Genomic DNA, 13,315 nt, shown 5'->3' on the forward strand with positions numbered 1-13,315 from the left:
GCCTCCCTACCCTATGTTTTTGTAAAATAAGTGGTTTCCAATTTCTGCCACCGGCACATGGCCGCGTGCCCAGAATGGATCGACCGCATAAGTGTGATAGTGGGTGGCACCATCGGTCGGATCGGGAAGCTCCCCCGCAACTGCGCGCTTGGCGATGCGTTTGCATAGCCGATAGGCCGGGTCGCGCGGGCTGAGGGCGAGCAGCTTCTTGCGGTTGGGGTCTGCTGCGTTCCAGCAGGAAAACTGCGCCGGTTTGAGGCACACCGATTTGACGTCATTGCCCCACCAATAACGCCCACGTTGTTTGGCAAACGCCACGCGGTTGAGGATGACGGCTGCCACCGCCTCGATCCCGGCGAGTTCTTCACCGCGCGCCTCGCCATAAAGGGTTCGGGCAAGCACTTCGACCTCGGACAGGGCATCGGGGTTGGTGAGTGGCTGTGCCGTCAGGGTTTGGGTTTCGGTCATAGGCTCAGATCCTTTTTGCCGGGGATTGCGGGCATGTCGAGCTTTGCCTCGATCCGGAGCAAATGGCCGGTCAGGCGTTTTTCGACATCCTTGAGATAGGGGATGGAGACATAGTTGCGCGCGACGTCGAGCTTGAACGCCGCCAAGGCATCGCGCAGATCGCTGGCGTCCGTTTCCTCGCGGGTGCGCAGCTGTTCAACGCGACCCAGCAGCTCGGATCGCATGCGCCAATGCAGCCAGAACAGGCTCGCAACAGCAGGGATTTCAACAGCCGTGATCCACCAGATCACATCAACCGTCTGGGTCACAGGCAGGGTCATGGGGGCCTCGATTTGGAAAAAGTCAGAACAGGAAAATCAGCCATGGGTTCCCGCCTGCGTGGGAACGACGGATTTACGCCACGGCTTTCGTCATCCCCGCGAAGGCGGGGATCCATTCAGGACGAAAAAACAGACTTGTTTTGCTCAGACGCATCACAGACAAAGAAAAACCCGCAAACCAACGGCTTGCGGGTCAGGTCGACCGCGCCTCCACCCGGGGCAACACCCCGCGGGCTGGAGAGGCGGTCAAAACATTCAGGAGGCGAACGGCATCAAATCTACGCTGCCGGGCCCTTCAGCTTTTCTTCCAGGTCCTGCCAGGCCTCGCCAGAGGCGACAAGGCAGCTTGGGCCGGACGGATAGGTAAACAGGATGGTCCAGGTCTGGCCATCGGGCGCTTTGAGCACCTCGATCACGCCACCATTGGACGTGACACCCACCGCGACCGGTTCTTCGGAATATTTCGCGCTCAGGCTATCGATCACCTTGGATCGATCCCCGCAGACCGGGGATGCCGAGGCTTGGGGAATGGTAACTGCAACGGCACCTGCCACCACAGCAATCAAGCTCAGTGTTTTCAACATGGTCAGGCCTCCTGACAGTCAGGTGCGCCCACATGGACGTCTTGTTTTCCTGTACTGCGAAATGGATCAACAAATGATCTTTGGCCGTTTCCCGGTCCGGCATCTGTGCGCCGGGACCTCTGCTTATCTGGCTTAAATACTCACTTTGGTATAGGAAGAAAAATTCCTTACTATTCTTTCATATAATAAACGTAGGGTTCAAAGCTGAATTTTCCATGAACATTTCACAAATGTGATAAAGGCCGCCGCTAACCATTTGGCATTGTGGGAAAGTTTTTTCTTCCCTCACGGATTGAAGAACCTTTCTCACGGGTTGAAGTGGCTCTCGGCCCGGAAAATCCCGCTTTTACCCCGCCAGTCGGCGCGTTTGATCGGCATATCGACCCGTGGCAGGCGCACCGGATCATTCAATATACATCCCGCCACCGCATCAAGCCCGTCATCCGGGCCATTGCCATCGGGATGCCAATCGCGCATCTGGCCCACGAACGGTGTTTGACGAACGCCGTCATGCACATGCAACAGCCCCGCCCCCATCACCGCGCCAAAGGCATCCTCGATCCGGGTGGCTTTGTGCGTACTTTCATAATGTTCTACGACGCTGGCCGCCCATCCGATTGATTTCAATTCCCGGCGCAAAATATTGGGCAGGAACCGGCCAATGCCATTGGTCTCGACCCGGACCGATGGTAAATGATGGCGCGCCATGAAGTCTGCGACCTGCGCACAAAGCTGGCTGGCCTCATCGCGCCAGGGCATATCGCCGCTTGTCGCCGGATCAGATGCCCGCAACCAGGCCATATCCTGCAGCCAGTATTCGCCCTGATCGCAAATATAAACACATGCCACCACGGCCCCGTCACCGCGCATTGACCCGAAACTCGGATCAAAATGACAGGCACTCGCCACCATGGTCCGCCCGCCAATGCGAAGCGTCATGCGGCCATTGCCGTGCGTGATCTCGGCCGCGCCGTCATAGAACCGCAGTTTGGCGGGATCGAGGATGCCTGCCACCGGGGCCATCATTTCAAGCATCATCTGACTTTGAAACTTGCGCTCCGGCGTTCGGGCGCGCATCGCATCAATCGCCGCAATATCAAACCGCTCCGGCCAGCTTGATGTCCCGTCCTTATTGACGATGGGCAGCTCAAAGCGTGAAAAACCGGCCAGAAACGGCGCGGCCTCGCCGACCTCGGACCGCGCCTCCTTGGCGTAGATCGAGTAATAGCTGTGCGGCGTTCCGACATAAAGCTGCGCACCGCTCGGGCCCAACACATAGGCAATCTCGGAAAGCTTTTCGCGCAGCTCGGATCGCTTGTGGGCGGTATCGCTGTTTTTGGGCACCTCGACATCATCGCAAATGACGATATCGGCCCGCGACCCGGTAATATTGCCGCCAATCCCGACTGCCTGCATCGACGGATCGCGCAACACCGCTGTCCGCGCTACCGTAAACCGCTCGCTCCCCCAATCAATCAGCTTTTCGGGCAAAAGGGCGGCCATCAATGGATGACGCTCAACCACACGCTTGACGTTGCGCACCATCTTTTTCGCCAGATCCAGATCAGCAGCCAGCACCAGAATGCGCAAGTTCGCATCGCGATACAGCAACCAGGCACAAAACAACCCGACCAGCGTTGATTTGCCGGAATTGCGAAACGCCATCAAAAGCATCTCGCGCTTACCGCTCTCCCAGCACTCCTCCAGCCAATCGGCCATCTTGCGATGATGCGCAGGCAGACCAAGCCCCAACATCTGATCCCAGATCCAGACGAATTCGGCGAAGCTTGCCATTTGCTCGATCCTCGAAATGATCAGATTACTTTATCTTGAATTCAAAAAAGGCATCCGGCGACACATGCCGCCGAATACCATTCACATCACGGTGAGAATTGCTTCTTAGAGGTTTGAACAAACCCCAAATTTGCTTTCCCAGGACTTGCCCTTGGACTTGACCTTGCAGTTATGGGCATCACGATTGCTAAGGACTTTGCCTTCGCAATCTTTACGTGACCAGCATTTCTGCTTTTGGGTCGCGCCCTGCACCTCTTCAATCAGGCTGTCTTCCGAGCTCGAACTGGTCGACTCGTCGTCACCACCATTGGCAAATGCAGGGCTTGCCAGAAACATCAGACTGGCAAAAACAATCATCGCATTCTTCATGATCTGTCCTTTCTAAAGTTAGGCATTTATCGCTGCGCGACCTATGCCGGCAGCTTTCAAGGACGTCTCTACAATCACGGATGTGATACCATCACACAAAGATCACAATGCTTTACGCCAATCCCTTCCCTCAGTTGGCACCTTCAAGCGCCTCCTTCGCTTTGGCGATCAAATCGCTGGTGTTCATTCCATCGTCCGCGCCGTCGTCTTCCCCCATCCCCTGATCCTCAGACGCCCAACGCAGCAACTTGATCAACCCATCAAGATGCCCGAGTGCGGCCTTGCAGGCCGCCTGATGGGTGTTGAAATCCTTCGCTTCACGCAGAAGGGCGGCCTGTTGTGCCGCCCGGCGATAGGCATTGCGCACGCGCTTGATATCACCGGGCAAATCACGCAGTAGTTCCGCCCGCAAACTCGCGATTGGATCGGTGTTTTCCGTCTCACGCATCGCCCATCCTCAGACTGTCGAAAGCTCTGACAACCGCGCATTGGAAAGCTTTTCCGGCCAATAAGAAAGATTGCGCAAGTGCCCGTTCATCGCCTTTTCCGCACCACCAAACGCGCCCAGCACGATCTTGGAAAAATTGCGCGGCATGGCAAAGCCATCGGGGGATGACAGCACCACGCCATCCAGCCCCACCGAAATCACATCATCATCCCACGCCAACGCAATGCGATGGCGGGTATCCTTGGCAAGCTGGCCATAAAGCGACTGGGTGACCAGCGGCACGCCACCGGCGCGGAGCGAAATGCGCAGCTGATCAGCATCGCTGTCATAGCCAAGATCAAGGTGATCATCATTAAGGCTTAAGGAATAAAGCTGCACGATCCGCCAGATCCCCTGCCAATCGCGCGCGGTATGCAGATCAAACACCAATGTGCCCCGCCCTTGCACAAACCAGTCGCCGGGATCGATGCGCACATCATCGCACGCCCGCGCCGCCGGGATGCCGTTGCTGATGATATCGCTGGTCGGTGCAGGTCCCGCTTCAAGCTGCGCATTCCAGATCAGGATGGAGGCCGGAAGGGCGCTGATCGCCGTGCTGATTTTCGGATAGCGCGTGGTGCCGGATGCCGGTTCCGCAATCCACACCCGCTGCCAGGTTTCATCCAAAGCAAAGCCATGCGCGGACGGCCCGTCAATGCCGCCCAGCGTGATATCGGCCGTGCCCGATACCGCGCGCATCCAGACGGCAAAGCTATAGATTTCACTGGCAACAAGCCCGCCGACATTCTGACAAAGCCCGTCTGCACCGGCGGCACTGCCGGGCAGGTCAAGCTGCATCGCGCTAAGGCTGCCATCCGGGGCAGCAACGGCGCTGGGCCCTACCACAACCCCGCTATTCTTTTCCCAAAGCGCATTGTCAAAGGCGGTTGAATAACGCAGCAAGTTGGTCGTCGCCCCCTCGATCAGAAGGCCCAGACGCCGGCCAAGACCGTCATGATCATAAGCCGGTTGATCCATCGCGCGGGTTTCAAGCAGGCCGTTTGGGCCACGCACAAGCTTGGTGCTGGCGCGCGCGACACTCATGCCGGCCGCAAGCGGCTGATAACGCAATCCCATTGGATGCATCTCCGTTTAATTGGCTGTTGGTTGATGGTGGCGCGCTAGCCGCCAATGCGATGGATGTGACACCAGGTCAAAAGATCATGGTCGCCGATTTCGCGCGTTTGGCTATCGCTATGCCAAAGGCGCAGGCGCAATCCGGTGCCAGGCGTCATACCGATCCGCGCAATGCCATTCAGCCGCAAACTGTGCGACGCCCCGCTGCCGATTGCCGTGATGTCGTTGCTTTGCAAATGGCTGGACCAATCGGTGCCATCAAAGCGTTCGAGCGACAATGTCGTAGAAACCGACTGGTCGGTAATGGGAAAACGCACGGCGATATCAACATGATAAAAGCCGGGCGGAAGCCCCGTCACGCCATGCACACCGCTGTCATAAAGACCGTGGCTATCCTCAATCACCTGATCCCATTCGATCAGAAACGCCCCACCCGCCGGGATGGATTGGCTCGCCACCCGCGAAAGCTTGATCACCGGGCCGCTTTCATGGATCGGGGCGGCAAACCAGCGCGTGCCATCACAGATCAGATCGACCATGTCACCGCGTGTCGGAAGCGGATAAACCGTCACCTCCGCCCCGCCATTTGTCGGGCGAATAACATTGCCAGATGCGGTCGTGATATCAACCATCGTGCCATCACCGTTAAAAACGCGGTAGCGCACGCCATTGCGCGCAAGCGATGCCACCGGCAGGGTCAATTGCGCCCCGCTTGATAACCGAACCAGCGATCCGGTTTCGCGGATATCCATGATCCGGCTGACCGGCGCATCAATCACCGGCATGCGGCGCTCATCCTCCCACGCCAGCAGATCGCCACTGCGAAAATCAAGATTGAGCATCGCCGATGCGTTGGATCGTTCAAACGACGCAGCTGCGGTTTCAGACCGGCTTTCGGCGGCCTCGGCCCGGTTGGCAGCATCCTGTGCCTGACTTGCCTTGGTGGCCGCCTGCGCGATTTCATCGCCGGTTGGACCATTGGAAAGCCCGCTGCCATCACTGTTCCAGATCAGCGCCCGACCGGGCTCAACCCCCGGCAATTCCGCCGATGCCGGTGCATCCTGATCCGGCCCAAAGCGCAGCGTGCCGGAAAGGGCGCGATCCACATCACCAAGGGCGGCCGTCATGAAATCAAGATCACGCTCCAGCGCATCCCCGCGCGGGATCGACATGGCGTCAAAGGCACTCAGCCGACGCAAATGCAGCTGCCGGGCAAGGGTGATGGTGCTGCCATGTACCGGCGGGGTTTCAAACCGCACCACACCTCCGCCACCCTGATCAGCGGGCGTTAGGGCAATGTGAAACCCGGTCTCGGTTTCACTGCCATCAATGACAACCCGCACATCGCCAGCGTCAAACACATCAAAATCAAATGGAAACGTCTCGCGCACGCCGTCGCCAACGAAGGCGATGGCAGCCCGGATCTGATTGGCAAAAACGGCACCCATAGCTTCTTCCCCATATAAACCTCAACCCCACCCATCACGCTTTGAAAACCAGGCATTCAGCCGTGCAACTGTGTCGTCTTCGACCGATCGTAAAAGTGACTTTTCGCGCCAGGCCGCCTGTTGATTGATGCGCGCGCGTTTGCGGTTGGCGGCATCGGCGTCCATATCCGCATCCTGCCGGGCGGCCTTTTCAAACCCCGCCAGCACCGCACTCGCTGATCCCGATCCACCGGCCATCAGGCCCGATGCCCCTTGCCGGGCGCGTGCGGTTGCCTGACGACGCCGAAGATCCTCTTCGCGTTTGGCGGCATCTTCGCGTTGGCGTGCTTCAAGCTCTGCCAGTTCGGCCTGCCGTGCCGCTTCGCCTTGATTGATGCGGGCTTGGGCGTTGCTTTGATTGGCGCTGATCCGTTGTCCGGTTTGCAGCACCGATGCCGCCATCGGCACGATTGATGTAAATCCACCCATCAGTCATTCACCCCCATTTCACTGGCTGCACCCAGCAATAAAAAAGGCCGGGGCAATGCCCCGGCGATGCGCCACAATCCGCTTTTAACCGTCCCGCCACTGCCTCGCCGCCAGCCAAGCGCGCGCAGCGTGATATCCCCGCTATAAAGCGCATCCTTTTCATCAGGCAGTGCAGATACCGGAAGCGCCACATCGCGCAATCCCCGACCGGTATCAACGCGCAGCTGCCCGGTTTCCTGCAAACGCAAGGTGACCGAAACCAGCCGCACGGCATTGCCGCCATGCGGGCGACTGCCATCCGATGCGGCGGGCGGCAGGGCATAAATTTCATGGGTAAAGGGCAATCCGACTTCGATCTCGGAGACCGCCCCAATGTGATCGGGCACCGTAATCGTGCCCCCGGCGACCGGGATATCATTGGCAAGAACGCCATCGCCCCAGACGCTGACTTCAAGCCCATCAAGCGCCTCAAGATTACCCCAATGACGGCGCGGCGGCTCGCCCTCCGCCACCGCTTGGTGGCGATAAAGATCAAAGCCGCATGCCAGGTCAAATACGCCGAGGAAATAGCGCCCGTCGCGTTCCAGCACGACATAAACATCCCCCCCCCGATACCGAAATCGACCTGAAGGCACAGCCCGCAACCGATTGCGCCGACCAGGCAGTGATGGCTTCACTGCGATACAGGGTCAGGGTTGCGAGCGATCCATCCTTCATCACCACATGCAACAAACGCCGATCAGGATCAAAGGTCTGATCAATCGGATGATTGATCAGGTGGCGTGACAGCAAGGCCAGATCGGCTGATCCATAGGCCTGCTCGACATCGGTAAACAGGAACTCACGAATTTCGCGTCCGCTCCGCCCGGCAAAAAGCGTCGCGCCATCAACATTGACCAGCGGCACGGTGCGATCACTTTGGCTGCCAATCCGGGTCTGGCGTGTAACCTGCACATTGGCCGGCGTCAGCGGATCGCCCGTCACCATCCATTCCGAGCCGCTGGTAAAGACCTGCAAATGTCGACCGGCGAAAATGCCGGTGATGGCGTTGACCTGATCGGCCAGCAGGGCAAATTCAATCGCCTCGTCATCAAGGCCTTCGCCAAGCTCGAAATTAAACAGATCGCCCGATTTCGACATCCACAAACGGTTGGGCAGATCGCGCGATCCACCAATGATCAACCGGTCCTGATGGAAGGTCACGCTGCGCGGCCAACCACGCACATCCGAGAAGGCCTGCTCGACAAAATCGACTGTCGCGTTGGTATTGGGCAAGGATTGCTTGAGTGCGATGGTCGCAGTGCGGGCATCAGCAACCGCAGTGATTTCACCCTCTATCCCCTGTATCCGCCACAGGGTGCGAACATGCCCCGCCACAAACAAATCGACATTCGCACTAATCTGGACCGTGCCGCTGGCACCTGATGGCGTCAGGGTCGCGGCGGGTTCGGCAAATTTGTAATAAGGCTGCCGGGTCCGAAGATTGGTTTTGCGCCAGGCCCAAAGGGTTGTTTGCCAGCTGCCATCGCTTGTCCGCGTCATCCGCACCGGCGGTGCATCGGGGTGCACGACCAGAAGCGTATCGGCACTTTGTGTCCAGTTCAGAAGATCAAGCTGCTCGGCCCCGAACGTGGTTTCAAACCAGACCGTCTCGACCCCATCCTCAAACACGCGCGCATGCTTGTCGCCAAAGGCCAGCAAATAGGTCTGCTCGGTATTGAACTCGAACTGGATCAGACGCGCCCGCCCGGGCAATTCATCAATCAATCGAATACCGGGACGGCGACGCACCCCGCCAGACGGCTCGATGAACACATTACGCAGGCGCGCCGCCCCATTGGCATAAGCACTCAGATCCGATCGCCCCCAAAGCTCGGGCGCCAGTTCGCCGGTCGAAAAGGTGTTTTTCTCCAGAACACGGCGTGCCATGGCGGCTCCCTCGTTGAATTATGGTGATACGCTTGCGGATCGGGATCCCCGCCTGCGCGGGGATGACGGAGCCCACAACAGATGCATGGAACGAACGTCATTCCCGCGAAGGCGGGAACCTCGACCGGCAGGCTCCAAACCCAAGGCCCGCCACCCTACCCCCGCGCCGCAATCAGGGAAAAATCATCAATCGCATGCGGCGTTGATTGCTGCGCATCGGCAAGCCGTGCTTCGCGCAACTGATCCTCGGCCCGCTTGAAAAGGTACTCGGCGCGTGTGCTGCTCTCGGTCAGCGGCAGGCAAAACTCGGCCGCCAGCCGCGCCATCAACGCCAGATCAAACCAGGCCGGAAAGCTGCCCTCGGGCAAGCGTGCAACATAGGCAAGATAGGCACTGTCGCCCGCGACCTTGATCGCCTGATCGCGCAACTCAAACGCTGCGATCTTGCCACCGTCATTTTCAAGCGACAGCAAGCGGATGAAATCGCGCGGCAAGGCAAACAGATGACTGCCATCTCTGGCCGAACTTGTCCCACTCCCATCGGCCAAGCGCGACAACCAGCTCCCCCGCCCGGCAAACCGCCACGGATAGCCCGCCAGCATCCCGTCCCGCACGCTCGGATACAACATCCGGGCAATCTCGGCCTCGGCCACGTCTTCCTCAAAAGAAGAAATCGGCGCCGCCCCAACCATCACCAAAGCCCGCGCACACAGCGCCACATCACTTAACGCCATCCGTTTTGCCCCCAAACAAAAACGGGGCCCGGAAAACCGGACCCCGCAATAAAGTCAACCGCCAGACTTACGATGCCGACGGATAAAACGCCTTGATCGCATAGGTCATCGCGATGTTGCGTGGGCGAACAGAACCAGAATATCCACTGGCCCCAGCCGCTCCGGGAAGAGTGCTTGTCGCGTTTGTACCAATCCCCCGTAAGCGACCTTGGGGATAATTTTCAGTATCATAGTTATCAAGTCCGAGGGATTCGGCTATTGCTCCGGAAGTTAATTGCGTCGAAGCAGACCAAACAGCATCATCTTGAGTATCAAAGCCAACGATACTTGGTTTTTGCCAACTTCCAAACACACGCCCATCATCAACACCGCGACCATCATCAAAACCGCGTACGAACTCGCCACGAAGGTCCGGCAGGTTAAAGGTCGACACCTGATCACCATGCCCCCAAAGGGTGCCAATGGTGGCAAACAGATCGGCATAGTCGGTACGTGAAACGGCCGAACCATCACACACCAGCCAGCCGGTCGGCGGGGCGGGCATGGCAAAGGCTGAAACCGTGCCGATTTCGCTGCCAATAATGACACCACCGCCAGCCGTGCCACCACCAGAAATCAACGTTTCGATGGCCTGAAGCAGTTGGGTTTTGTCATCGCAATCGGGCCAGATACCCGCACCCTGAATAACGTTCAGAACTTCACATTCCACTGGGGTTGAACCCTGCATGGGCAGTCTCCTTGGCTGGGTAAAAAGAAACCCCGGCAACTTGTGTCACCGGGGCGAGGTTGAGGGAGGATGGAAAGGTTGGATCGGACTTATCCGGATCAGTCGGTGTTTGAGGTACCAACCGCCGTCATGTCACGGACATCGACACCGCCTGCGCCAGCACTTGCGACGACGAACAGGCCGCCCGACATGGTGGCGTCGCGGTTGGTGTTGGCGATGATGAAATCGCCGACGCGCAGCATGTCACGTGCATCGGCAAAATAGTCGGCGGTATCGACGTCAGCGGCGACGTCGGGGGTGATGTAGTGCCACAGCGTAAAGCCGTTGGCATAGGCCAGAACACTGAGGTTTCTGGCTTTGAAACCTTCTGCCATTTCGGGCTCCTGTTGTTAGGAAATGTTGGGCTGAGCGGTTGGCACGAGATCCCCGCCTGCGCGGGGATGACGGTGCTGAATTAAGTGCATGGAACGAACGTCATTCCCGCGCAGGCGGGAACCTCGAACAGCATGCTGAACAGGGCTTTGGCGCTATTCCTGTGCTTGCAGGCACACCACGCCATCGCCATCAATCAGCGTTGCGCCTTGGCTCATGGAGTTGTTGACAAAGTGGGCTGCGTGATCGCCATGCCAGGTGATGTCGGACTGAACATCCGAGCCGATGGCGTGGCCAATGGCGGTTCGGTGATACCAGAAGCAGGACCGAATGCCGCTTGCCACCGGAAGGCCCGAATGGGGCATCCAGAGCGTCCCGAGCCAGCGTTTGGCCTGTGTTCCCTTCCACGGCAGATCGTCATCGCCGATATAGTCAGATCGCGAAAACTCATCGATCAGCAGCAGCTCAGACCACTGCTTCCAGCCGACAATCGCATAGCGCTGCCCGTCATCAGGCACATCGCGATCACCAAGGCTTTCGAACGCCATCATCACCTTATCAAGGGTCATGCCCTCGGTATTATCGGGCACAACATCGCTGGCCCCGACCAGGGCATTAATGATGAGCTCGTCGGTCTTGCGGCCGAGCGCATAGGCCCCGGCATTGGCCAGAACCATCTTTTCATCATGGTTGATCTTGAGCTCATCGAGCGCATCAACCCAGTCGCCGGCATAGTAATCGCGCAGATCACAACGCACTGCCTCGTGATCGACATTCATCACCGGCACCTTGCCATGGCGGGCCTTGGTGGTTGCCGTACCCTTGCCGACCTTCTGGAAAACCGTGGTCGCGCCCTTGATGGAATTTTTTACCCGCACCGTGTTGCGAAGTTTCGATCCCATGCGTTGATAGGCCTGATGCACATCGGCCTGAAAATGGTCGATGAAGCTTTGATCAATCGTGGTTGTCATCGCCTTTTATCCCCTTGTTTCAGATATGATTTTGTCGCGTGCACAAGCAGCCGCCGGGGTTCAATTGCGCCATCTGCCACAATTGCCCCAAACCCGGTCATTTTCCGGTCATGGTTTGATGTTTTAAGAAAGCCGTCGATGGAGCCTCATCCCTCGATTTTGCATCGTTTTGCCTGAGGCATTCATCTTTCCAGCAAGGAAAGGATCGCAGAGCGTAGCGGCACTACGGTCAAGGTCCTTGACGCTGCGGGAGAGATGAATGCCCCGGCCCGAAGGGTTCGTGTTTGGCGACGTTTTACGTCGTTACAGCGCTTGCACGATGTGCCACATCGTTCTGCGCGCCGTGCCTTGCCAAACGGTTCGCCAAACGCGAACAAAACCGGTGCAAAATCGAGGGGTGAGGCTCCGTGGGACACGCACCGGATTTGCCCCGACCTGTTGCACCCGAAGGGCTCGCCTGTGCGTTACAAACAAGAAAAGAGTGTCTGCCGTGAAGAAGTCGGTTTTGCTTGTGTTCGGCCTGATCGGGCTGGGTGTTGCGGGCTATTTCCTTTTACCGATGACCCCGATCCCCGATTACGTCCACGCGGTCATGGACCGCGCGGATAAGCTTTTCTAGGGTCCAAACTCATTCACATAATCGTCCCGGTCGCCCGGATTTGTGCGGATATGCGGAGCGAAATCACAGAAAGATCTATATCTTTCAAGATTTTGCGACAAAATAGCCCGTGCAAATCCGGGTGATCCGAAGGACAACCGCTATGAGAGAAAGCCCCTTCGTCAAATCCCTTGACCGGGGATCGCCCCGCTCTGCGGGTTTTTCCTAGATTTTTCTCTCATAGCGGTTGCCGGGTCGGTCATGTGAATGAGTTTGGACCCTAGGTCAGGCTTAAGCCCCGGACAGGCGGGCAAAATCCGCCTGCACCTCGGCGACCAGCGCCGGATCACGATCGCGCCAATAGCGCGGATCATTCATCTTGCGCCGGATTTCGGACCGAAGATTGGTTTCCCCCGCCCCGCAATCGGCTTTGCCAAGGGCTGCCTCATTGCTTTGCGCCATCATACGATGCATGGCGCGCACGCCATCGGCACTTTGACACAGCGTTTCAAAGGCGGCGTCTGGCAGATTGGCCTTGCCCCAGCTTTCAATTTTCGGTGCCAGCTTCTTCCAGCTTTCCGCACCGCCAAACTCGGCCGCAAGTGCTGCGCGATCTGTCGCACGCCGGGCGGCCTGATCAAGATCGCCCAGAAGCGGTGAAAGGACTTCCCCCGCCAGATCATAGACCAACTGCGCCTGGGCGTTGCTGAAGCCTGCTTCATGCAGGCGCTGGTTCAGATCGGCATCGATATCGCCAAAACCATCCGCAAGCGTGATTGCATAGGCGTCTGGTGTTTCGGGCACCAGATTGGCAAGGGCTTCGGGATCAAGCATGCTTTCAGGCATCTCGTTGCTGGCATCTTCTGCTTCCGGCGTTTCGGATGTTTCCGGCACGTCAGATGCCGCGACTTCCGGAGAAAGAAGGTCGGGTTCGGTTGTCATGCGAACACTCCGCTAAATGGGTCAAAC

General features: G+C 58.1%; 17 protein-coding genes. 1 reads left to right on the forward strand and 16 read right to left on the reverse strand.

Annotation, left to right across the window (positions count from 1 at the left end; translation table 11 throughout):
* Positions 1–6: 6 nt before the first annotated feature.
* From UF64_RS14885 to UF64_RS14950, 15 genes are all read right to left on the reverse strand, one after another.
* Complete coding sequence (locus tag UF64_RS14885) at positions 7–468, reverse strand: cell wall hydrolase (protein ID WP_044829398.1); 462 nt, start codon at positions 466–468, stop codon at positions 7–9.
* Positions 465–788, reverse strand: coding sequence for a hypothetical protein (locus UF64_RS14890; protein ID WP_044829399.1), 324 nt, complete (start codon positions 786–788; stop codon positions 465–467). The genes UF64_RS14885 and UF64_RS14890 overlap by 4 nt, the downstream gene beginning before the upstream one ends.
* Positions 789–1,066: 278 nt before the next feature.
* Positions 1,067–1,372, reverse strand: a complete 306-nt coding sequence (locus UF64_RS14895) for a hypothetical protein (RefSeq protein ID WP_044829400.1) — start codon at positions 1,370–1,372, stop codon at positions 1,067–1,069.
* A 306-nt stretch (positions 1,373–1,678) separates the two neighbouring features.
* Positions 1,679–3,166 (reverse strand): phage terminase large subunit, encoded by a 1,488-nt coding sequence (gene terL / locus UF64_RS14900; protein ID WP_044829401.1) that lies wholly within the window; start codon positions 3,164–3,166, stop codon positions 1,679–1,681.
* 105 nt (positions 3,167–3,271) lie between these two features.
* Positions 3,272–3,535, reverse strand: a complete 264-nt coding sequence (locus UF64_RS14905) for a hypothetical protein (protein WP_044829402.1) — start codon at positions 3,533–3,535, stop codon at positions 3,272–3,274.
* A gap of 130 nt (positions 3,536–3,665) precedes the next feature.
* Entirely contained in the window at positions 3,666–3,983 is a 318-nt protein-coding gene (locus UF64_RS14910) for a hypothetical protein (RefSeq protein ID WP_044829403.1), read from the reverse strand.
* A gap of 9 nt (positions 3,984–3,992) precedes the next feature.
* A complete protein-coding gene (locus UF64_RS14915; RefSeq protein WP_044829404.1) occupies positions 3,993–5,099 on the reverse strand; it encodes a hypothetical protein in 1,107 nt (368 codons plus the stop codon).
* A 44-nt stretch (positions 5,100–5,143) separates the two neighbouring features.
* Positions 5,144–6,547 carry a hypothetical protein gene (locus UF64_RS14920; protein ID WP_044829405.1) on the reverse strand — a complete coding sequence of 468 codons (1,404 nt, stop codon included), beginning with the start codon at positions 6,545–6,547 and terminating at the stop codon, positions 5,144–5,146.
* 21 nt (positions 6,548–6,568) lie between these two features.
* Positions 6,569–7,015: a hypothetical protein gene (locus UF64_RS14925; protein ID WP_044829406.1), complete on the reverse strand. Its 447-nt coding sequence runs from the start codon at positions 7,013–7,015 to the stop codon at positions 6,569–6,571.
* Positions 7,015–7,605 carry a hypothetical protein gene (locus UF64_RS20955; protein ID WP_235285084.1) on the reverse strand — a complete coding sequence of 197 codons (591 nt, stop codon included), beginning with the start codon at positions 7,603–7,605 and terminating at the stop codon, positions 7,015–7,017. The genes UF64_RS14925 and UF64_RS20955 overlap by 1 nt, the downstream gene beginning before the upstream one ends.
* The gene (locus tag UF64_RS14930) at positions 7,565–8,944 is read right to left on the reverse strand and encodes a hypothetical protein (protein ID WP_235285085.1); all 1,380 of its coding nucleotides are present in this window, start codon (positions 8,942–8,944) and stop codon (positions 7,565–7,567) included. The genes UF64_RS20955 and UF64_RS14930 overlap by 41 nt, the downstream gene beginning before the upstream one ends.
* A 155-nt stretch (positions 8,945–9,099) precedes the next feature.
* A complete protein-coding gene (locus UF64_RS14935) occupies positions 9,100–9,678 on the reverse strand; it encodes a hypothetical protein (protein ID WP_044829407.1) in 579 nt (192 codons plus the stop codon).
* Between the two features lie 67 nt (positions 9,679–9,745).
* Positions 9,746–10,405 carry a phage tail protein gene (locus UF64_RS19960; protein WP_082049803.1) on the reverse strand — a complete coding sequence of 220 codons (660 nt, stop codon included), beginning with the start codon at positions 10,403–10,405 and terminating at the stop codon, positions 9,746–9,748.
* Positions 10,406–10,503: 98 nt separating this feature from the next.
* Positions 10,504–10,779, reverse strand: a complete 276-nt coding sequence (locus tag UF64_RS14945; protein WP_044829408.1) for a hypothetical protein — start codon at positions 10,777–10,779, stop codon at positions 10,504–10,506.
* 153 nt (positions 10,780–10,932) lie between these two features.
* On the reverse strand, positions 10,933–11,748 hold the full coding sequence (locus UF64_RS14950) for a phage capsid protein (RefSeq protein WP_044829409.1): 816 nt from the start codon (positions 11,746–11,748) through the stop codon (positions 10,933–10,935).
* A 490-nt stretch (positions 11,749–12,238) separates the two neighbouring features.
* Between UF64_RS14950 and UF64_RS21090 the strand changes: the two genes are divergently transcribed.
* On the forward strand, positions 12,239–12,367 hold the full coding sequence (locus tag UF64_RS21090) for a hypothetical protein (RefSeq protein ID WP_255353109.1): 129 nt from the start codon (positions 12,239–12,241) through the stop codon (positions 12,365–12,367).
* A 270-nt stretch (positions 12,368–12,637) separates the two neighbouring features.
* Here the strand turns inward: UF64_RS21090 and UF64_RS14955 are convergent, their stop codons facing one another.
* On the reverse strand, positions 12,638–13,288 hold the full coding sequence (locus tag UF64_RS14955; RefSeq protein ID WP_052657658.1) for a hypothetical protein: 651 nt from the start codon (positions 13,286–13,288) through the stop codon (positions 12,638–12,640).
* Positions 13,289–13,315: the final 27 nt, after the last annotated feature.

The organism is Thalassospira sp. HJ (genome assembly GCF_000948415.1).
In the GTDB taxonomy this organism is placed as follows: domain Bacteria; phylum Pseudomonadota; class Alphaproteobacteria; order Rhodospirillales; family Thalassospiraceae; genus Thalassospira.

Coding starts and splice junctions, on each gene's coding strand:
- UF64_RS14885 (WP_044829398.1), bottom strand. CDS start 468: ATGACCGAAACCCAAACCCTGACGGCACAGCCACTCACCAACCCCGAT.
- UF64_RS14890 (WP_044829399.1), bottom strand. CDS start 788: ATGACCCTGCCTGTGACCCAGACGGTTGATGTGATCTGGTGGATCACG.
- UF64_RS14895 (WP_044829400.1), bottom strand. CDS start 1,372: ATGTTGAAAACACTGAGCTTGATTGCTGTGGTGGCAGGTGCCGTTGCA.
- terL (WP_044829401.1), bottom strand. CDS start 3,166: ATGGCAAGCTTCGCCGAATTCGTCTGGATCTGGGATCAGATGTTGGGG.
- UF64_RS14905 (WP_044829402.1), bottom strand. CDS start 3,535: ATGAAGAATGCGATGATTGTTTTTGCCAGTCTGATGTTTCTGGCAAGC.
- UF64_RS14910 (WP_044829403.1), bottom strand. CDS start 3,983: ATGCGTGAGACGGAAAACACCGATCCAATCGCGAGTTTGCGGGCGGAA.
- UF64_RS14915 (WP_044829404.1), bottom strand. CDS start 5,099: ATGGGATTGCGTTATCAGCCGCTTGCGGCCGGCATGAGTGTCGCGCGC.
- UF64_RS14920 (WP_044829405.1), bottom strand. CDS start 6,547: ATGGGTGCCGTTTTTGCCAATCAGATCCGGGCTGCCATCGCCTTCGTT.
- UF64_RS14925 (WP_044829406.1), bottom strand. CDS start 7,015: ATGGGTGGATTTACATCAATCGTGCCGATGGCGGCATCGGTGCTGCAA.
- UF64_RS14930 (WP_235285085.1), bottom strand. CDS start 8,944: ATGGCACGCCGTGTTCTGGAGAAAAACACCTTTTCGACCGGCGAACTG.
- UF64_RS14935 (WP_044829407.1), bottom strand. CDS start 9,678: ATGGCGTTAAGTGATGTGGCGCTGTGTGCGCGGGCTTTGGTGATGGTT.
- UF64_RS19960 (WP_082049803.1), bottom strand. CDS start 10,405: ATGCAGGGTTCAACCCCAGTGGAATGTGAAGTTCTGAACGTTATTCAG.
- UF64_RS14945 (WP_044829408.1), bottom strand. CDS start 10,779: ATGGCAGAAGGTTTCAAAGCCAGAAACCTCAGTGTTCTGGCCTATGCC.
- UF64_RS14950 (WP_044829409.1), bottom strand. CDS start 11,748: ATGACAACCACGATTGATCAAAGCTTCATCGACCATTTTCAGGCCGAT.
- UF64_RS14955 (WP_052657658.1), bottom strand. CDS start 13,288: ATGACAACCGAACCCGACCTTCTTTCTCCGGAAGTCGCGGCATCTGAC.